This is a genomic window from Phycicoccus avicenniae (genome assembly GCF_050496545.1).
GTDB classification, from domain to species: domain Bacteria; phylum Actinomycetota; class Actinomycetes; order Actinomycetales; family Dermatophilaceae; genus Phycicoccus; species Phycicoccus avicenniae_A.
Window position 1 is genome coordinate 23,427 of sequence record NZ_JBNVZV010000005.1, and the last position, 17,529, is coordinate 40,955.

At 76.5% G+C, this 17,529-nt stretch carries 20 protein-coding genes; 11 read left to right on the forward strand and 9 right to left on the reverse strand.

Annotation, left to right across the window (positions count from 1 at the left end; genetic code table 11):
- Positions 1-26 precede the first annotated feature (26 nt).
- The 4 genes from ACQZ2A_RS05570 (at position 27) to ACQZ2A_RS05585 (ending at position 3,526) form a co-directional block, all read left to right on the forward strand.
- A complete protein-coding gene (locus ACQZ2A_RS05570; protein ID WP_430208143.1) occupies positions 27-410 on the forward strand; it encodes a RidA family protein in 384 nt (127 codons plus the stop codon).
- Positions 411-510: 100 nt separating this feature from the next.
- Positions 511-1,635, forward strand: coding sequence for a glycosyltransferase (locus ACQZ2A_RS05575; protein WP_430208146.1), 1,125 nt, complete (start codon positions 511-513; stop codon positions 1,633-1,635).
- The gene (locus ACQZ2A_RS05580) at positions 1,632-2,654 is read left to right on the forward strand and encodes a glycosyltransferase (RefSeq protein ID WP_430208148.1); all 1,023 of its coding nucleotides are present in this window, start codon (positions 1,632-1,634) and stop codon (positions 2,652-2,654) included. The genes ACQZ2A_RS05575 and ACQZ2A_RS05580 overlap by 4 nt, the downstream gene beginning before the upstream one ends.
- Entirely contained in the window at positions 2,651-3,526 is an 876-nt protein-coding gene (locus tag ACQZ2A_RS05585) for a glycosyltransferase family 2 protein (RefSeq protein ID WP_430208150.1), read from the forward strand. Before ACQZ2A_RS05580 ends, ACQZ2A_RS05585 begins: the two co-directional genes overlap by 4 nt.
- 22 nt (positions 3,527-3,548) lie before the next feature.
- Here ACQZ2A_RS05585 and ACQZ2A_RS05590 read toward each other — a convergent pair whose 3' ends face one another.
- Positions 3,549-5,330, reverse strand: a complete 1,782-nt coding sequence (locus ACQZ2A_RS05590; protein ID WP_430208151.1) for an ABC transporter ATP-binding protein — start codon at positions 5,328-5,330, stop codon at positions 3,549-3,551.
- A 113-nt stretch (positions 5,331-5,443) separates the two neighbouring features.
- Between ACQZ2A_RS05590 and ACQZ2A_RS05595 the strand changes: the two genes are divergently transcribed.
- The 3 genes from ACQZ2A_RS05595 to ACQZ2A_RS05605 all read left to right on the forward strand — a co-directional run bounded on the left by ACQZ2A_RS05595 (position 5,444) and on the right by ACQZ2A_RS05605 (position 7,807).
- Positions 5,444-6,130, forward strand: coding sequence for a hypothetical protein (locus tag ACQZ2A_RS05595; protein WP_430208153.1), 687 nt, complete (start codon positions 5,444-5,446; stop codon positions 6,128-6,130).
- 101 nt (positions 6,131-6,231) lie between these two features.
- Positions 6,232-7,059: a DUF4397 domain-containing protein gene (locus ACQZ2A_RS05600; protein ID WP_430208155.1), complete on the forward strand. Its 828-nt coding sequence runs from the start codon at positions 6,232-6,234 to the stop codon at positions 7,057-7,059.
- Between the two features lie 61 nt (positions 7,060-7,120).
- Positions 7,121-7,807 (forward strand): class F sortase, encoded by a 687-nt coding sequence (locus tag ACQZ2A_RS05605; RefSeq protein WP_430208156.1) that lies wholly within the window; start codon positions 7,121-7,123, stop codon positions 7,805-7,807.
- A gap of 6 nt (positions 7,808-7,813) precedes the next feature.
- Here the strand turns inward: ACQZ2A_RS05605 and ACQZ2A_RS05610 are convergent, their stop codons facing one another.
- A complete protein-coding gene (locus tag ACQZ2A_RS05610; RefSeq protein WP_430208158.1) occupies positions 7,814-8,311 on the reverse strand; it encodes a hemerythrin domain-containing protein in 498 nt (165 codons plus the stop codon).
- Positions 8,312-8,515: 204 nt separating this feature from the next.
- Here ACQZ2A_RS05610 and ACQZ2A_RS05615 point away from each other — a divergent pair, with 204 nt between their 5' ends.
- The 3 genes from ACQZ2A_RS05615 to ACQZ2A_RS05625 all read left to right on the forward strand — a co-directional run bounded on the left by ACQZ2A_RS05615 (position 8,516) and on the right by ACQZ2A_RS05625 (position 10,479).
- Positions 8,516-9,049, forward strand: coding sequence for a hypothetical protein (locus ACQZ2A_RS05615; protein ID WP_430208160.1), 534 nt, complete (start codon positions 8,516-8,518; stop codon positions 9,047-9,049).
- A gap of 66 nt (positions 9,050-9,115) precedes the next feature.
- Complete coding sequence (locus ACQZ2A_RS05620; protein ID WP_430208163.1) at positions 9,116-9,679, forward strand: RNA polymerase sigma factor; 564 nt, start codon at positions 9,116-9,118, stop codon at positions 9,677-9,679.
- Positions 9,680-9,684: 5 nt separating this feature from the next.
- Positions 9,685-10,479 (forward strand): hypothetical protein, encoded by a 795-nt coding sequence (locus ACQZ2A_RS05625; protein WP_430208165.1) that lies wholly within the window; start codon positions 9,685-9,687, stop codon positions 10,477-10,479.
- A gap of 96 nt (positions 10,480-10,575) precedes the next feature.
- Here ACQZ2A_RS05625 and ACQZ2A_RS05630 read toward each other — a convergent pair whose 3' ends face one another.
- From ACQZ2A_RS05630 to ACQZ2A_RS05660, 7 genes are read right to left on the reverse strand one after another with little or no spacing between them, the layout of a single operon-like run.
- Complete coding sequence (locus tag ACQZ2A_RS05630) at positions 10,576-11,589, reverse strand: sensor histidine kinase (protein WP_430208168.1); 1,014 nt, start codon at positions 11,587-11,589, stop codon at positions 10,576-10,578.
- Positions 11,589-12,290: a response regulator transcription factor gene (locus tag ACQZ2A_RS05635; RefSeq protein ID WP_430208171.1), complete on the reverse strand. Its 702-nt coding sequence runs from the start codon at positions 12,288-12,290 to the stop codon at positions 11,589-11,591. The genes ACQZ2A_RS05630 and ACQZ2A_RS05635 overlap by 1 nt, the downstream gene beginning before the upstream one ends.
- Positions 12,291-12,343: 53 nt before the next feature.
- Positions 12,344-13,030, reverse strand: a complete 687-nt coding sequence (locus tag ACQZ2A_RS05640; protein WP_430208174.1) for a methyltransferase domain-containing protein — start codon at positions 13,028-13,030, stop codon at positions 12,344-12,346.
- Positions 13,027-13,455: a hypothetical protein gene (locus ACQZ2A_RS05645; RefSeq protein WP_430208176.1), complete on the reverse strand. Its 429-nt coding sequence runs from the start codon at positions 13,453-13,455 to the stop codon at positions 13,027-13,029. Before ACQZ2A_RS05645 ends, ACQZ2A_RS05640 begins: the two co-directional genes overlap by 4 nt.
- A complete protein-coding gene (locus ACQZ2A_RS05650) occupies positions 13,452-14,648 on the reverse strand; it encodes a molybdopterin-dependent oxidoreductase (protein WP_430208177.1) in 1,197 nt (398 codons plus the stop codon). The genes ACQZ2A_RS05645 and ACQZ2A_RS05650 overlap by 4 nt, the downstream gene beginning before the upstream one ends.
- On the reverse strand, positions 14,648-15,340 hold the full coding sequence (locus ACQZ2A_RS05655; RefSeq protein ID WP_430208178.1) for a TIGR04282 family arsenosugar biosynthesis glycosyltransferase: 693 nt from the start codon (positions 15,338-15,340) through the stop codon (positions 14,648-14,650). The genes ACQZ2A_RS05650 and ACQZ2A_RS05655 overlap by 1 nt, the downstream gene beginning before the upstream one ends.
- The gene (locus ACQZ2A_RS05660; protein WP_430208180.1) at positions 15,337-15,996 is read right to left on the reverse strand and encodes a glycosyltransferase family 2 protein; all 660 of its coding nucleotides are present in this window, start codon (positions 15,994-15,996) and stop codon (positions 15,337-15,339) included. The genes ACQZ2A_RS05655 and ACQZ2A_RS05660 overlap by 4 nt, the downstream gene beginning before the upstream one ends.
- Positions 15,997-16,121: 125 nt before the next feature.
- Between ACQZ2A_RS05660 and ACQZ2A_RS05665 the strand changes: the two genes are divergently transcribed.
- On the forward strand, positions 16,122-17,510 hold the full coding sequence (locus ACQZ2A_RS05665; RefSeq protein WP_430208183.1) for a hypothetical protein: 1,389 nt from the start codon (positions 16,122-16,124) through the stop codon (positions 17,508-17,510).
- Positions 17,511-17,529 lie beyond the last annotated feature (19 nt).

The following is a 17,529-nucleotide window of genomic DNA, read 5'->3' on the forward strand; positions in this document are numbered from 1 at the left end:
GCCGGGGCCCAGCCAGGAGGTCCGTCATGCGCAGGTCGCTCAACCCGTCGTCCGTCCCCCGTTCTCCGTTCTACTCCCAGGGCGTCGAGGTGGCGCCCGGCCGCACCGTCCACGTCTCCGGGCAGGTCGGCATCGGCCCCGACGGCACGCCCGAGGAGGGCATCGCCGCGCAGACCCGCCGGGCCGTCGCCAACGTCCACGCCGTGCTCGCCGAGGCCGGGCTCGGCCCCGAGCACGTCGTGTCGCAGCGCGTCTACCTCACCGCCGCCGAGTCCGTCCCGGGCTTCGTCGAGGCCGCCTCGGCCTTCGTCGGCGAGGAGCCGCCGGCCACCACGCTGCTGCTCGTCGCCGGCCTGGCCGATCCGGCCCTGCTCGTCGAGGTCGAGGCGGTGGCGGTCGCCCCCGCCTGACCCTCCCGTCGGTTTGCCGTCCACGACCCGCGGGTAGTCCGGGTTCGGCTGCAGACCTCGCGGCCGTCGTGTCCCGGAGCCGGTCGTGAGGAGTGTGATGGTGGACGTCGTCGTGCCCGCTGCTCGCCCGTCCTCGCCCACCGGGCGGCGCTCCGAGCCGCTCCACGTCGTGCTCGTCGCCTCGTCCCGGTTCCCCCTCGCCGAACCGTTCGCCGGCGGCCTGGAGTCGCTGACCTGGAACCTCTGCCGCGGTCTGCGCGGGCGGGGGGTCGACGTCACCGTCTTCGCCGGGCCCGGCAGCGACCCGACCCTCGGGGCGCGCGAGCTCGCCACTCGCCCGCTCGTCCTCAGCGACACCGCACGCCGCGACGTCGCGATGCCCGCGGCCTCCTGGCTCACCGAGCACCACGCCTACCTCCAGCTGATGCTCGAGCTCCAGCGTCGGGAGGACGTGGACGTCGTCCACAACAACAGCCTCCACCACCTGCCCGTCGCGATGGCCGCCGCCGCCTCGGCCCCGATGGTCACCACGCTGCACACGCCCCCGACCCCCTGGCTGGAGCCGGCCATCGCCATCGCCCGCGACAGCCGGTCCCGGTTCGTCGCGGTCAGCGAGCACACCCGTGACTCCTGGCGGCACGTCACCGCCGCCGACGTCGTCGCCAACGGCGTCGACGTCGAGCGCTGGGTGCCGGGCCCCGGTGGAGACGCCCTCGCGTGGGTGGGGCGCCTCGTCCCCGAGAAGGCTCCGCACCTGGCGGTCGACGCGGCCCGCCGGGCCGGGCGGACGCTGCGCCTCGCCGGCCCCGTCGGGGACCCCGAGTACGTCCGGGCGATGCTGCTCCCCCGCCTCGGCGACGGCATCGAGCTCCTCGGCCACCTCGACACCGACGAGCTCGTCGAGCTCTTCGGCAGCAGCGCCGCCACCCTCGTGACGCCCGTGTGGGACGAGCCCTACGGGTTGGTCGCGGCCGAGTCCCTCGCCTGTGGCACACCGGTGGTCGCCTTCGACCGCGGTGGGCTGCGTGAGTTCGTCACCGACGCCGTCGGCCGGCTCGTCCCGGGTGGGGACGTCGTGGCGGCGGCCGCGGCCGTCGACGAGGCGGTGGGTCTCGACCGCGCGACCTGCCGCTCGCACGCGGTCCGGACCTGCTCGGTGGAGCGGATGGTCACCGACTACCTGGCGGTGTACGACGCGATGGTCCCGCTGCGCGGCGCGGCGTGATCGGCTACTACGTCCACCACCAGGGACGCGGCCACCTCGCCCGGCTGCAGGCCGTGGCCACCCACCTCCGCTCCCCCGTCACGGGGCTCAGCACGCTGCCCGCCCCCTCGGGCTGGGAGGACCGCTGGCTGCGGCTGCCCGCGGACGACGAGCCGGCGCCGGGGCCAGCGGACGACATCGACGCCCACGGCCTCCTGCACTGGGCTCCGCTGCGGCACAACGGTGTCGGCGAACGAGCCGCGGCCATCACGGCGTGGGTCGCATCGGCGCGTCCTCGTCTCGTCGTCACCGACGTGTCGGTCGAGGCCGCCGTCCTCGGCAGGCTCTGCGGCGTCCCCGTCGTGCCCGTGGTCCTCCCCGGGGACCGGACCGACCGCGCGCACACCCTGGCGCACGACCTCGCCGCCGGGCTGCTCGCCCCGTGGCCGGAGGGGACGCACGACACCGCGTGGCCGGAGCGGTGGCGGGCCAAGGCGCGCTTCGTCGGCGGCCTCTCCCGCTTCGACGCCTCCCCCCGCCCCGTCGCGGCGCCGGCCACCGCCCGACCCCGGGTGCTCGTCGTGTGGGGCGGTGGCGGCCGCGACGTTCTCGCCGAGGACGTCGCCGCGGCCCGGGCGGCCACCCCCGGCTGGGACTGGGTCGAGCGCAGCCCCGCGCACCCCTCCCCCGACCTCTGGCACGAGCTGTGCACCGCGACGGTCGTCGTCACCCACGCCGGGCAGAACGCGGTCGCCGACGTCGCCGCCGCCCGGGCGCCGGCCGTCGTCGTCGCGCAGCACCGTCCGTTCGGCGAGCAGGAGGCCACCGCGCGGGCCGTGCGCCGGCTCGGGGTCGCGGAGGGCGTGACCCGGTGGCCCGCACCGCAGGAGTGGCCGGCCCTGCTCGAGCGCAGCGTCCGTCGGGGCGGGCACGGCTGGGCCCGATGGAGCACCGGCCGCGGGGCCGCGGACGCCGCGGCGTGGCTCGACGCCCTGGCCCGCGACCTTTCACCGAGCCCCGCGGCGTCGGCGGCCCGATGAGCGCGCCGCCCCTCGCCCTCGTCACCGTGGTCCACGGGCGGCACGACCACCTGCGTGGCCTGCTGCGCGGGGTGCGCCGGCAGACCCGTGCGCCCGACGTCCTCGTCGTCGTCGCGATGGACGACGACGAGGTGCCCGCGATCGTCGACGCCGAGCTGACGAGAACCGACGAATGTGTCACTCCTCGTCGCCCGGCCCCGGGGGCGGACGCCCCTGACGTCCGCCACGTCGCGCTGCCGCGCCGCGACGGGCGGCTGCCGCTCGCCGCGGCGCGCAACCTCGGTGCCGCGACGGCCGTCGCCGCCGGGGCCGAGCACCTCGTCCACCTCGACGTCGACTGCGTGCCCTCCGACGACCTCGTCCGTCGGTACGGGTCGGTGCTCCGGGACGTCGCGGTCGGGCCCGGTCCGGTCGTCCTCTGCGGGGACGTCGCCTACGAGTGCGACCCGGCGGAGGGACCGCAGGCCCCGCGCCACCACCCCGCCCGCCCGGCCCTGCCGCCCGATGCGGTCCGCGTCGTCGAGGACGTCACGCTCTTCTGGTCCCTCTCCTTCGCGGTCACGGCCGCCGACCTCGCGACCGTCGGCGGCTTCGACGAGCAGTACGTCGGCTACGGCGCCGAGGACACCGACGTCGGGCAGCGCCTCGCCCGGGCCGGCGGCCGGCTGCTCTTCGTCGGCGGCGCGGGGGCGGTGCACCAGTGGCACCCGAGCCCCGACCCGCCCGTCCAGCACCTCGCCGACGTCGTCGCCAACGCGAACCGGTTCGCGCGGACCTGGGGGTGGTGGCCGATGGAGGGCTGGCTGGAGGCGTTCCGCGAGCGCGGCCTGGCACGGCGCGAGCCCGACGGCGACTGGGTCGTCCTGCCGTGAGGGCGCGCCGCGGTCGGTCCGCTCAGGCCTCGCCGGTCTGGATGGCCCAGAGCCCGGCGTAGGTCCCGCCGGCCGCGACGAGCTCGTCGTGCGTGCCGGACTCCGCGACCCGCCCGGCGTCGATGACCCAGATGCGGTCGGCGTGCCGCACGGTCGAGAGCCGGTGCGCCACGACGAGCGCCGTCCGCCCGGCCGCTGCCTCGCGGACCGAGCGCTGGATGGCGGCCTCGGTCTCGGTGTCGACGGCGCTCGTCGCCTCGTCGAGCAGCAGCACCGCGGGTCGGCGCAGGAGCGCCCGCGCGAGGGCCAGCCGCTGGCGCTGCCCGCCGGAGAGGGTGAGCCCGCGCTCACCGACCGGGGCGTCGAGACCACCGGGCAGCCGGTCGAGGACGTCGTCGGCCGCGGCGTGCCGGACCGCCTCGGCCAGCTCTGCGCGCGAGGCACCGGGGCGGGCGTACTCGAGGTTCTCGGCGATGCTCCCCGCGAAGAGGTGCACGTCCTGGGCGACGTACCCCATCGACCCGCGCAGCGAGTCCCACGTGAGCGAGCGGACGTCGACGTCGTCGACGAGCACCGCCCCGGACCGCGGGTCGTCGAAGCGCAGGAGCAGCCGGAGGAGGGTCGACTTCCCGGCCCCGGTCGTCCCGACGAGCGCGTGCGTCTCGCCGGCCGGCACGACGAGGTCGACGTCGTGCAGGACGTCCGGACCGTCGCCGTACCCCGCTCGCACGGAACGGAACTCGAGGCGTCCCCGCACCGGTAGCTCCAGCTCTCGGTCCCCCTCGTCCACCTCCACGGGCACGGCCAGCAGGGCCAGGATGCGGGCCGTCGACGCCCGGCCCCGCTGGTACAGGTCGAGCACGGTGGCGACGTCGGTGAGCGGCCACAGGAGGCGCTGGGTCATGAAGACGAGCACCGAGTAGAGCCCCACCTCGAGGCCACCGTCCAGCACCGAGAGCCCGCCGACGAGCAGGGTCGCCGTGAAGCCGGCGAGGATCGCCATCCGCACGAGCGGAACGAAGGCCGCGGACCACCGGATGGTCTCGACGTTCGCGTGCCGGTACGCCTCGGAGGCCTCGCGCACCCGGTCGCGCTCGCGGTCCTCGGCCGTGAAGGCCTTGATGGTCGCCAGCCCGCCGAGGTTGGCCGACAGCACCCCCGAGAGCCGCGCCACCCCCTCGCGCACCGCGAGGTAGTACGGCTCGAGCCGGTGCTGGTAGCGCAGGGAGGCGACCACGATGACCGGGATCGGCAGGAAGGCCAGGACGAGCAGCTGCCAGGACGCCACGGCGAAGACCACCCCGACGATGACGACGTTGAGGGCCGTCTGCCAGATGGCCGGGAAGCCGACGTCGAGCAGGCGCTCGAGCTGGTTGACGTCGTCGTTGACCGTGGCGAGCGTCGCGCCGGTGGCCCGGCCCTCGTGCCAGCGCAGGTCGAGCCGCTGCGCGTGGTCGTACGCCTCGACGCGCAGGTCGTGCTCGACGGCCTGGGACAGCCCGCGGAAGAGCCGGGCGGCGACGTACTCGCTCGCCGACTCCACGACCCAGACCACCGCGTTGACCACGGCCAGCCAGACGAGCTGGGCCTCGCGCGACTCGACCCCGAAGACGCCGGCGACGAACGAGCCGTCACCCCGGACGACGACGTCGACCGCCGCGCCGATGAGGAGCTCGGGGACGACGTCGGCGACCTTGTTGAGGGTCGAGACGGCCACCGCGAGCAGGAACCGGGTGCGGTGGCGGCGGTAGCGCGCCCAGAGGGCGGCGAGCGGTCGGGTCGGGGGTGCGGGCAGCTCGGGCACGGAGGTCCTCGGACGGGGTGGGGTCGACGGGCGGCGCCGGGCGCCGGCACCGTCATCCTGCCGCATCGGGTAAGGTCCACCTAACTTAGGCATGCCTTACCCCAGGAGGAGCGATGGCGGACCACCCCACCGCGGACGAGCTGGCCCGCTGGGCCCGCACCGCGGTCCGGACGCCCGGGGACGCGACGTTGGCCGTCGACGGCGCCCGCCCGGAGTCCGCCGACGACGGCCGGGTCGGCCTCTCCGAGGTCGAGGGCTTCCCGGCCTTCCGCTGCCGCGCCGGCTCGGGCCTGGCCGCGGCGGCCCGGGCAGGTGCCGGCGCCGTCCTCGTCGTGCGGGCCTCGGCGGCGCTCCCCTCGGGCATGCTCGTGCGGGTCTCGGGCAGCCTCGTCGTCGCCGCGGTCGAGCCCGGGGTCCCGGCGGCGGCGCTCGAGGTGCGGCTCGTGCCGCTGCGGGTCAGCGTGCACGCCGGCGAGGCCGACGCGGTGGGGACGGAGGTGCCACTCAGCGCCTATGACCGCGCCGAGCCGGTGGCCGCCGACGTCCGCACCGTCGCCGCCGAGGTCCTCGCGCACTCACGGGCCTGCCACGGCCCGGACCTGCTCGCCTGGGTCGTGCGGCGGCACGGCCTGGCCCCCGAGGACGTGGCGGCCGCGGAGCTCTCCTCGCTCGACGAGCGCGGGGCCGTCGTCTCCTGGGTCGACGTCCGCGGCGCGCACCGCACGGAGGTCCCGTTCCGCGAGCCCGTCGGGTGCCCGCACGCGCTCGCCGACGCGCTCCGGACGGCCCTCGACGCCTGACGCCGGACCGCATCTCTCGACAAAGATTCGACGAAGCGCATCCGGGGCGGGGGTCCCGGCGGAAGAGGAGGTGTCAGCACCTCACCGAGAAGGGTTCCGTCATGCGCCGATTCCTCGCAGTCTGCACGGCCACCGCGGTCGTCGCGCTCCCGCTCGCCCTGTCCACACCCGCCGCGGCCGCCGACGACGCGAGCGTCGTCGTCGTGCACGGCGTCCCCGACCTGACCGTCGACGTCTACGGCAGCGCCGACGCCACGTACACCGCCGAGGAGGCCCTCCTGCAGGACTTCGCGCCCGGCACGGTCACCGACCCGGTCGCCCTGCCCGGCGGGACCTACAACCTCGCGGTCTTCCCCGCGGGTGCCGACCCCTCCGGCGACCCGGCCATCGAGGCCACCGGCGTCGAGGTGCCGGCCGGCGCGAACATCAGCGTCGTCGCCCACCTGAACGCCGAGGGCACCCCGGTCCTCACCCCGTTCGTCAACGACGTCGACCCCGTGGCCGCCGGGCAGGGCCGACTCGTGGTGCGCCACAACGCCGCCGCCCCCGCGGTCGACGTGCTCGCCGGCGGGGAGGCCGTCTTCAGCGGCCTGACCAACCCGAACGAGGACAGCGCGGACCTGCCGGCCGGCACGGTGTCCGCGGCCGTCGCCCTCGCGGGGACGACCGACCCGGTCATCGGCCCGGCCGACGTCGACGTGAAGGAGGGTGTCTCGACGATCGTCTACGCCTGGGGCTCGGCCGAGGACGACAACCTCGCGCTCGCCGTCCAGACCATCGACGGACTGCACTCCTCGCCGTCCGGCGTCCCGTCGGGCACGGCGGACCTCCCGCTGGACCGCACCCCGTGGGCGCTCGCCGGCGTGGCCCTGCTCGCCGCCCTCGCAGCTGCGGGAATGGGCCTGCAGGCCAAGCGCACCCGCGCCTGACACCGATGGCGGGTGGGCCGGCCCCGGGCCGGCCCACCCGCTGCCCCGTCCGAGGAGGACGATGAGCACCACCCCGGAGAGCCGCCGCTGGTCGGTGGCCGCAGCCTGCGCCGCCCTCGTCGCCCTGGTCGCGGGGGCCGCCCTCACCGGCTGGGTCCTCACCCGTCCCGACGACACCGCGGGCGACGGCCTCGCGGCGCTGCGCACGCCCGCGGCCACCACCTCCGCCCCGCCCCCCACCCCCGAGGCCACCCCGTCGGTCCGGGCGACACCGCGGGCCACCGAGGCCACGGCCGCCGCCCCACGGCCGGTCCGGCTGCGCATCCCCGACCTCGGGGTCGACGCGAGCGTCCGGCCGGTCGGTGTCCAGCGGGACGGCGGGATGGTCATCCCGGCCGAGCCCACGAGCGTCGGCTGGTACCGGTACGGCCGGGCGCCCGCGGACCCCTTGGGGCACACCGTCATCGCCGGGCACGTCGCCACGAGGGAGGACGGCCCCGGCGCCCTCGCGCCGCTGGCGGGCGCCGAAGAGGGCATGCGCGTCGAGGTGCTCGACGCCGACGGCGTCCGTCACCGGTACGTGGTGCGCGGCCGCGAGAACATCCGGAAGAAGGCGCTGCCGGTGGACGAGATCTTCGCGCGCGAGGGTCGGCCCCTGCTCGTGCTCGTCACCTGCGGCGGGGAGTACCTGCCCGAGCTCCGCTCGCACCGGGACAACGTCGTCGTGACGGCCGAGCCGGCCGGCTGACCGCGCTCACGACAGGACGGCGTCCACCGTCTTCTTGAGGGCGCTGGGCTGCGAGGGGTGACGCGGGGCCCGCTCGCGCGCCTCCTCGAGCTCCTGACCGATCTCCCGGAGCACCGTCCGGGACAGGCCCGCCCGCACCTTGGGGAACCAGTCCTGCTCCTCCTCCTCGACGTGGTGCTCGACGTTCTCGATGAGCACCGTGGCCTTGGCGACGAACCGCTCGTCGGAGCGGTCCATCGCGGCGAGCTCGACGACGAGCAGGTCGGCGACGTGGTGCTCCTCGAAGGACTCGAGCACGTCGTCCTCGAGCTCGGGCAGCAGCGCACGCACCCGGGGGTACATCACCTCGTTCTCCACGTAGGTGTGCACGGTGAGCAGCTCGATCATCCGGCCGACGAGGGTCTCCTGCCGCCGGGAGGTCGTCGAGGACCTCCGGAACTCGCGGAAGAGGGACCGCAGCTCCTTGTGGTCCTCCTTGAGCAGGACGATCGCGTCGCGTGACATGGCATCTCCCGGGGTCGGTCCACCCACCGCGTCGGCGGGTGCTCGGTCGCCCGGTACCCCGTCCATCGAGCCGGAAACCGCAGGTGGACAGCGCGCCCCTCCGGTGCCGTCTCACGATGCGGGACGGCGGGGTCCGTCGAGCACCCCTCCGTCGATGACCACCGCAGACAGGGACCCCACCATCCCCTCGACGAAGGACACCCCATGACGAAGACCACCGTGCGCAAGCTCGTCGCCACCGGCATCGCCGCCGCCGCCACCGTGGCGGGCGGCCTGGCCGCCGCCGCGGCCGGCGGCTCGGACCACGTCGCACCGCTGCGGCACCACCAGTCCGCGAGCACGCCGAGCCCCGAGGCCGGCGAGACGGCCGAGCCCTCGGAGTCCCCCGAGCCCACCGAGTCGCCCGAGCCCACCCCGATGCCGAGCCCCACCGAGTCCGACGACGACGGCACCGAGGTCGAGGACGGCGACGACGACTCCGCCGAGGACCAGGGCCAGGAGCAGGGCGAGGACGCCGGTGACGACGACTCCGCCGAGGACCAGGGCGAGCACCACGGCCAGGACGAGGCCGAGGACGAGGGCCAGGAGGACGGTGACCACCAGGGCGAGGACCAGGGTGAGGACCAGTCCGACGACCACGGTGACGACCAGGGCCAGGACGACTCCACCGAGGACGGCGGCCACCACGGCGGTGACCACGGCGGGGACTCCGGCGACGACGGCGGCCAGGACGACTGAAGCCCTGCGGGGGGTGGTGCGGCGTCGCTACGCTCGCCGCACCACCCATCCCGGGAGCTCTCGCCCTTGACCGACCTGGACGCCGTGACCGCCGCGGCCGCCTCCGGTGACACCGGGGCCCTGGAGACGATCTACCGGGCCCTGGCCCCGGTCGTGCGCGGCTACCTCGGCGTGCGCGGGTCGCGGGACCCGGACGGTCTGACCAACGAGGTGTTCGTCCAGGTCGTGCCGCGGCTGCGGGACGTGCGGGGCGGATGGGACGGGCTGCGGACGCTGACCTTCTCGGTGGCCCACGCGCGCCTCGTCGACGAGCACCGGCAGCGGGCGCGGCGGCCCGACCCGGCGCCGTACGAGCAGCGGGTGGACGGGCGGAGGGCTCCCTCGGCGGAGCAGACGGCGTTGGACCGGGTCGCCACCGACGAGCTGGCCGCCGTGCTCGACCTCCTCCCGGAGCAGCAGCGCGAGGTCGTCGTGCTGCGGGTCCTGGCGGACCTCTCGGTGCGGCAGACGGCCGAGGCGTTGGGGCTCTCGGAGCCGGCGGTGAAGAAGATGCAGGCCAGGGGCCTGGCGGCGCTGCGTGCGCTGCTCTCCCCCAAGGCACTGGTGAACGACGGGCAGCAGGGACGGTGACGGACATGGACGACACGACAGCGGGCGGGAGCCCCGGCGGCGCGCCGGGCGGCGACCTGCTCGTCGACGACCCCGCGGTCCTCGACTTCCTGCACCTGCTCCAGGACGCGGGTCGCGGGCCGGCCCCCGAGATCGGCGCCGAGCTGGCGGCCGTCCTCGCCGCGGCCGCCGTGCCGAGCCTGGAGGCTCGCCGTCGGCGGGGACCGGGGCGCAAGGGGGTCGCCGGGGTGGCGGTCCTGGGCTTCATGGCGACGGGGGTCGGGGTCGCCGCGGCCGACGGGCTGCCCCGCCCGGTGCAGCGGGTCGTCTCCGAGGTGGTGTCGCGGTGGACGCCCTTCGACCTGCCCCACCCCGATGCCTCGACGCCGGCACGGGCGACCCCCACGCCCACGGAGGTCCCGACGACCACCGACCCGGGCGAGGACGTCACGCCTCCCGTCCAGGTCCCGGCCCCTCCCGCCGCCACGGCCCCGACCCGTCCGGCCCGCACGCGCGGCACCGACGACGACGAGGGCGCCGACGACACCGGCGTCTCCGGCGGGGACGAAGGCCGCGAGGACTCCGGCCGTGACGCAGGCGGCGAGAGCGGCGAGGACGGTTCCGCGCCCGCCGGTGGGACGACCACGGACGGGGACGGCGGCTCGACGCGCACCGGAGGGGACGAGTCCGACGGTGGCCACGGTGGCGACACCTCCGAGGACGGTGGCGGGCGCGGAGGCGGCTCGGACGGCTCCGGGGACGAGCGGTCCTCGGGCGGGGACGAGGACGAGGTCGCGTCGGGTTCGGCGCAGCACGACTGACGCCCCTCCGGACCCAGCGTCCCAGCGTCCCAGCGTCCAACAATCGACACATTCGTCGAATCCTGTACACCCGACGCGCCGTCGGGGCGGCCCCGCTCAGGCGGCGGTCGGCGTCAGCGGGACGGTGAGACGGAACCGGCACCCGGCGCCGTGCTCGGGCGTCAGGTCGACGTCGCCCCCGTGCGCCCGGGCGATCCCCCGGGCCACCGCGAGACCGAGACCCGCGCCCACGCCGGAGCTGGGGGTCCGCCCGCCGGCCGCCCGCCAGCCGGGCTCGAAGACCCGCTCGGCGTGGTCCGGCGCGATGCCGCCGCACTCGTCCTCGACGGTCAGGACGGCGGACCCTCCGGCTCGGTCGAGCCGCACGTGCACCGTCCCGCGGGGCGAGGTGTGGGTCACCGCGTTGGCCACGAGGTTGCCCAGCGCCCGGCCCAGCTCCGTGGCGTCGACCCGGGCCACGACCGAGCCGGTCGCCGCTGCGGCGATCGTGACCTCCCGCCGTGCGGCCACCGGGGCGGCCGAGGCGACCGTGTCCGACACGAGGTCCGCCAGGTCGACCGGCTCCCGGTCGAGGACGAGCGACCCGGACTGGAGGCGGGACAGGGCGAGCAGGCCGCCGACCATGTCGGACATCCGGTCGGCCTCCGCGAGGATGCGCGCCGGGTAGCCCGACCCCTCCGGTGCCACCCCGTCCTCGAGCGACTCGGCCATCGCGCGGATGCCCGCGAGCGGGGTGCGCAGGTCGTGCGAGACCCAGGAGACGAGCTCGCGCCGTCGCTCCTCCACCGCGCGGTCCCGCTCGCGCTCCGCGGCCTCCTGCACCGAGCGACGCACCACCTGCTGGACCCGTCCGGCGATCAGCCAGCCGAAGAGGGCCGCGATGGGCAGGCAGGTCGCGAGCACGCCGAGCACGACGCGGTGGTCGTGCTCGCTGATGAACATGCCCTGTGCGGCGGCGGCGACGCCCGCGGTGACGATGACGACGACGACCACCGGGGCGAGGGCCGCGGCCCGCGCGAGCGAGCGCCGGGCCTGCCACGCCACGACTCCCGCGCCGAGCAGGCCGACCACGACCGACGTGACGGCGGAGAGCAGGACGACCTCGAGCATCAGGCCTCCTGCCGGTCCCAGCGGTAGCCGACGCCCCACACGGTGCACAGGCGTCGAGGGGCGGAGGGGTCGTCCTCGACCTTCTCGCGCAGCCGGCGCACGTGCACGGTGACGGTCGACTCGTCCCCGTGCTCCCAGCCCCAGACCGTGCGCATGAGCTCGGTGCGCGAAAACGCGGTCCCGGGCCGGGAGACGAAGTGCTCGAGGAGGTCGAACTCGCGCACCGTGAGCGCCAGGGGGCGGTCCCCCCGGCGCACCTCGTGCCGCCGGCGGTCGATGACGAGGTCGCCGTCGACGAGCGCCTCGCCGGTCGCCGCCCGCGGTGCCGACCGGAGGTTCTCGGTGCGGCGGAGGATCGAGTGCACCCGCAGGACCAGCTCGCGGGCGCTGAACGGCTTCGCGAGGTAGTCGTCGGCCCCGAGCTCGAGGCCGAGCACCCGGTCGGACTCCTCGCCGCGGGCGGTGAGCATCATCACCGGGAGGTCACCGCGGTCCGAGCGCAGGCGCCGGAACACCTCGAGGCCGTCCAGCCCCGGCAGCGTGAGGTCGAGGAGCACGAGGTCCGGCGAGGCGGAGCGGGCCAGGGCGACCGCGTCGATGCCGTCGTCCGCCTCGACCACCTCGAGCCCGGCGCGCCGCAGGTACCCGACGAGCACCTCACGCAGGACGGCGTCGTCGTCGACGACGAGGACGGTGGGCACCCCACCAGCGTAGGCAGCCACGCCCGCCGGGGCCACGGCCTCGGGGTGGGTGCTCACGCGCGCCGTCCGAGCACGACGAAGGTGCGGTGCGCGCGGTGCACCTCGCCGACCCGCCGCCACCCCGCAGCCCGGGCCGGTGCGGCCAGGGCGTCCGCTCCCACCTCGGCCCACGGGAACGCATCGCTGCCCCGGCCGCAGGGAGCGCTGACCCGGGCCGTGTACCGACGGTCGTGCCACCGATCCTCCGCGGTCTCGACCACCAGCAGCCCTGTCCCGGTGGCGAGCTCGCGGCACCGCCCGAAGAGGGCCACGGGGTCGCCGCCGATGCCGACGTTCCCGTCGAGGAGCAGGACGACGTCCCAGCCCCCGGCTCCCGGGACGGGGGCGAACACGGACCCGTGGTGGACGGGCAGCCCGCGGCTCGTGGCGAGGTGCACCGAGGCCGGGGAGACGTCGACGCCCAGGGCTCGTCGGCCACGGGCGAGCGCCTCGGCGACCATCCGTCCCGGCCCGCACCCGACGTCGAGCACAGAACCCCGCGTGGATGCGAGCAGTCGTCGCTCGGCCCGGTCGGCCCGGGCGAGGAACCGCCCGACCTCGACCGGCCTGGCTGCCACCGATCCCCCTGCGGCGCAGCCGTCCTCATGGAGGAACAGGTCGGCGCCCGTCCGGATGGCGTGGTCGTAGGGGTCTCCGCCGCCGCGGCCGAAGGAGGCATCCGGAGTGACCGAGACGCTCATCGCCGAGGCTCCGGGGTGGGTAGGCCGCTGCGGGCGCGCCGGGAGCGGACCGCCGAGACGACCGCGAGGGCGACCACGCCCCCGACGAGCGCCAGGTACCCCGCCAGGTAGGGGCGGTCGAGCAGGGTGGTGTTGTCGGCGCGGGCGCCGAACCGCCCGAGGACGGGGACGGCGACGAGCGTGAGCGGGCCGAGGACGACGACCGCCGCGAGCAGCGGACCACGGACCCACCGGGCCGACGCCGCCGCCGCGACGCCGAGCCCGACGACGAGCGGTGCGAGCAGCCCGTCGTGCGCGACGATCCCGCCGACGACCCAGACGAGCACCGACGGCAGCTGCTCGGACGGCAGTCGGACCAGCCGGAGGAGGCCGTACGCCGCCACACCGACGCCGACGGTCCCGAGCACGAACCGGAGCGCCCTCATGCCCTCACCACCTCGATCTCCCGAACCCACTTGGTCTGCAGCACACCGGGTCTCGCCGGGGCGATGAGGCGGCACGGGAACCCGTGGTCCGGGTGGAGCGGCTCACCGCCGAGGGTCAGGGCGAGGAGGCTGTCGGGGTCCTGGACGAAGTTCGCCGGGAGACGGCTCTCGCGGTACGCACCGCGGGTCTGCATCGACCGGACGACCACGTCGTCCTCCGGCCCGCCACCGACGAGGGCGACGAGGTCGCGGACGGGCACGCCGGCCCAGCGCCCCGACGCGCTCCAGCCCTCGACGCACGCGATGGGCAGGACGGCCGCGCGCTGGGCCATCGCCCGCAGCTCCTCGAGCGAGTGCTCCACGACGCCCGAGGGCCCGACGACGCGCAGCCGCCAGCCGGGGTCGCCGAGGAGGTCGACGACCCCGGCCCCGACCGCGCTCCGGTTGACGGGGACCCCCTGCGGTCCCTGCCCCGACCGGACCGCGAGGACGGCCACCCGGCGCAGGCCGGGCAGCTCCGCGGCGCTCGTCGCGAGGACCGCGACGGCCGCCGAGACCCACGTCGCCCGCAGCAGGGTGCGACGGCTGGGAGCGCCGTCGTCCGCGCCCTGCCCCGCGACCGGGGCGGGGTCGTCGACCGGTTCGGCGAGCGCCCGCCGGACGACGGGGAGCTTGACGGCGACGTGCAGCACGAGCGACCCGAAGGCCACCCAGCCGAGGGCGTAGTGCGTCCGGACGAAGTCGAAGGACCACGGGTACCACTGGGCCGAGTTCGCGAGCCCGGTGACGAGCTGGAAGAGCGCGGCACCGACGAGCAGGGCGATCGAGCCCCGCTCGAGCAGGTGGAGCACGAGGGCGCGCGGCGCCCGGGGCGGGCGGGCCACGAGCCGCGGGAAGACCGACCACAGCTTGACGAGCAGGAGCGGCACCGCGGCGGTGCCGCTGGCGACGTGCAGCGCCTGGGTCACCTGGTAGAGACGGCTCGGCCCGGTCGGGAGGGCGAGGGCCGGGGTGGCCAGCTGGGAGGCGTGGCTGTACAGCCCGGTGGCGAACGCCACCGCGAAGGCCACCCCGAGCCACACTCCCACCCGGGCGGCCGTCCGCGGGCCGCGCAGGTCGCTCGTGAAGGACTCGGGCCGCGGGATCCGGGCCTCGATCCGGGCGGCCACGCCGGCCAGTCGGCGCTCGTCCATCACGCCCTCCCCGACGGCGCAGCGGAACGAGCGTCGACGACGGCCCGCCAGGCGGCGGCGAACCGGCTCCCCGGGGCCAGGGCCGCGACCGCCTCGGCGTCCTCGGGGAGGTCGACGTCGCGGACCGTGGCGGCCGTCACCGCCGGGTGGCCGGCGGCCGCGAGTGCGGCGGCCGTCAGCCGACCGGTGTCGGGGCGGCTCATCGGGACCCCGGTGAGTACGGCGGCCTGCCGCGGGTCGGTCGTGACGAGCACCCACCACCCCCCGTCGAGCGCCGGCCCGAGCACCGGACCACCGTGGCGGACGGCGACGTCGACCAGGAGGCGGAGCTCGGCGCCCCGCACCTGCGGGGTGTCCATGCCCACCTGGACGACCGGGCCGCCGACGAGGCGGTGCGCCGCGCGGTGGGCCTGCGCCAGCCGCTCGCCGAAGGAGCCGCCCGCCTGCGGGACGACGGCCCAGCCACGGATCGCCGCGACGATCTCCTCCGACCGGCACGCCTCGCCCAGGTCGCCGTCGAGCGCCAGCACCCGGCGGCCCTCCGGGAAGGCCGTGCCCGCCGCCTCGAGGGTGTCGAGGAGAGCGGCGGCCGCGAGCCCGGCCGCACCGTCGGGTCCGGCCACCCCGGCCAACCGGGTCTTGGCGCGGCCGGCCACCGGCGCCTTGGCCGTGACGAGGACCCCGCCCCTCACGGCAGCACCCTGGCGAAGTCCCGGGCGGTCCGCAGGGTCCCGCGGACCGAGCCGGACACCTTCGAGCGGGTGCCCTCCGCCCGCGGGTGGTAGGGCACCGGGTGCTCGGAGAGGTCCCACCCGGCCTGCTGGGCCCGGACGAGGAGCTCGACGGGGTAGCCGAACCGGCGGTCCTGCACGCCGAGGGCGAGGAGGTCGACGCGACGACAGACCCGGACGGGAGCGATGTCGTGCAGCGGCAGACCGGTGCGGCGGCGCAGCCAGGCGAGGACGACGGCGTTGCCCGCCCGCGCGTGCCACGGCCAGACCCCCCGAGCGGCCGGTCGCCGTCGGCCGCACGCCATCGTCGCGCGCCCGGCCCGCACCTCCTCGAGCATCGGCAGGAGGTCGGCGGGGTCCATCGAGCCGTCGCCGTCGAGCACCGCGACCCAGGTGGCGCTCGATGCCTCCACCCCCGCGTGCACGGCCGCTCCGTACCCGGGCCGGGACTCGTGGACGACGCGCACGCCCAGGCCTCGGGCCACCTCGGGGGTCCCGTCGGTCGACCCGTTGTCGACGACGAGCACGCCCATCCCGGCGGGCACGGCGGCCACGACGCCGGGCAGGGCCGCCGCCTCGTCGCGGCACGGGATGACGAGATCGCAGTCGAGGTCCACGTCCTCGACGCTAGGAGCCGAGCACGGCTCGGCGGCAGGGCGATCGCCTTACCGACCTCTTACGGCTCCCTGTCGGTGACACCTCGCGGGGCCCTCCCCGGACCGTCCGGGGGCATCCTTGGCCGGTGCCCACGACCGCGACCCCGACCCGCCCCCCGGGCACCCCCACCGGGGAGGCGCGCGCCGGGCGCCGGGCGCGGTGGGCCGCACTCGGTGCCGGTGCGCTCGTCGTCGTCGCGATGCTCCTCCCCCGGCTGCTCGACGTCGACGTGCGGGCCGGCTCGGCCCCACCGTTGCTCGGCGACTGGGCGCCGCGAATGGGCTGGAGCAGCGTCGTCGCGGTGCTCGTCGCGGCGGGCACCGCGTGGCCCGGCCTCCCGGCGGCCCTGGACCGGCTGTCGTGGCGCCGCCTGCTCGCCCTCTCGTGGGCGGTCTCGCTCGTCTGGATGGTCGCGCTGGCGCTCGTCGACGGCCCGGCCGGGCTCGGACGGGTCCTCGACCACCCCAGCGAGTACCTCCAGAGCGCCCGGGCGACCGACGACGTCGGGGCGCTGCTGCGTGAGTACGTCTCCCGCATCCCCGATCGTGGACCCGGCGCGCTGCCGACCCACCTCGCCGGCCACCCACCCGGCGCGGTGCTGATGTTCGTCGCCCTCGACCGCATCGGGCTCGGGTCGTGGCAGGCCGCGGGGCTCGTCGTCGTGCTCGTCGCCGCGACCCTGCCGGCCGCGGTCGCCACCACCCTGGACCGGCTCGGGGCGGCCGATGCCGGCCGGCGGGCGCTGCCGTTCCTCGTCGTCGGGCCGGCCGCTGTGCTGATGGCCGTCTCGGCGGACGCGGTGTTCGCCACCACCGCGGCGTGGGCGGCCGCGGCGCTCGCCGCCGCGACGGCGGCGCGGACGGCGCGGGCCCGCACCGGGTTCGCCGTGCTCGGTGGCCTGCTGTTCGGCTGGTGCGTCATGGAGTCCTACGGCCTGACGCTGATCGGCCTGCTCGCCGTCGCGGTGCTGCTCGCCGGGAAGGGGTCCGGCCGCGGGCGACTGACCGTGGCGGCCGTCGGCGGGGTGTCCGCCCTCGCCGTCGTGCTCGCCTTCGTCCCCCTCGGGTTCGCGTGGTGGGATGCGTACCCGGCTCTCCACGAACGCTACTGGGCCGGCATCGCCAGCACCCGGCCCTGGTGGTACTGGGTGTTCGGCAACATCGCCGCCCTCCTCCTCGTCGCCGGTCCGGTGCTGCCCGCGGCGCTCGGCGCGGGGTCGGACCGGCTGCGGGCGCTGGTCGCCCGGCGGCGCCCCGACCCGGTCGCCGCGCTCGTGGCCGCGGGCATCGTCATGGTCTCGGTCGCCGACCTGTCGCTCATGAGCAAGGCCGAGGTGGAGCGGATCTGGCTGCCCTTCCTGCCCTGGCTCCTGCTCTCGGCCACGTGGCTGCCGGCGAGGTGGCTGCGGTGGGCGCTGCCGGCCCAGGCGCTGGCCGCCCTGCTCCTCCAGCACCTCGTCCGTACCGTCTGGTGACGTCCGCCCCGGCGCGCCG

Bases quoted from the DNA above. Each gene is read 5' to 3' on its own strand.
- ACQZ2A_RS05605 (WP_430208156.1), top strand. From the start codon at position 7,121: ATGAGCACCACCCCGGAGAGCCGCCGCTGGTCGGTGGCCGCAGCCTGC.
- ACQZ2A_RS05645 (WP_430208176.1), bottom strand. From the start codon at position 13,455: ATGAGGGCGCTCCGGTTCGTGCTCGGGACCGTCGGCGTCGGTGTGGCG.
- ACQZ2A_RS05600 (WP_430208155.1), top strand. From the start codon at position 6,232: ATGCGCCGATTCCTCGCAGTCTGCACGGCCACCGCGGTCGTCGCGCTC.
- ACQZ2A_RS05585 (WP_430208150.1), top strand. From the start codon at position 2,651: ATGAGCGCGCCGCCCCTCGCCCTCGTCACCGTGGTCCACGGGCGGCAC.
- ACQZ2A_RS05595 (WP_430208153.1), top strand. From the start codon at position 5,444: ATGGCGGACCACCCCACCGCGGACGAGCTGGCCCGCTGGGCCCGCACC.
- ACQZ2A_RS05570 (WP_430208143.1), top strand. From the start codon at position 27: ATGCGCAGGTCGCTCAACCCGTCGTCCGTCCCCCGTTCTCCGTTCTAC.
- ACQZ2A_RS05650 (WP_430208177.1), bottom strand. From the start codon at position 14,648: ATGGACGAGCGCCGACTGGCCGGCGTGGCCGCCCGGATCGAGGCCCGG.
- ACQZ2A_RS05615 (WP_430208160.1), top strand. From the start codon at position 8,516: ATGACGAAGACCACCGTGCGCAAGCTCGTCGCCACCGGCATCGCCGCC.
- ACQZ2A_RS05630 (WP_430208168.1), bottom strand. From the start codon at position 11,589: ATGCTCGAGGTCGTCCTGCTCTCCGCCGTCACGTCGGTCGTGGTCGGC.
- ACQZ2A_RS05640 (WP_430208174.1), bottom strand. From the start codon at position 13,030: ATGAGCGTCTCGGTCACTCCGGATGCCTCCTTCGGCCGCGGCGGCGGA.
- ACQZ2A_RS05625 (WP_430208165.1), top strand. From the start codon at position 9,685: ATGGACGACACGACAGCGGGCGGGAGCCCCGGCGGCGCGCCGGGCGGC.
- ACQZ2A_RS05610 (WP_430208158.1), bottom strand. From the start codon at position 8,311: ATGTCACGCGACGCGATCGTCCTGCTCAAGGAGGACCACAAGGAGCTG.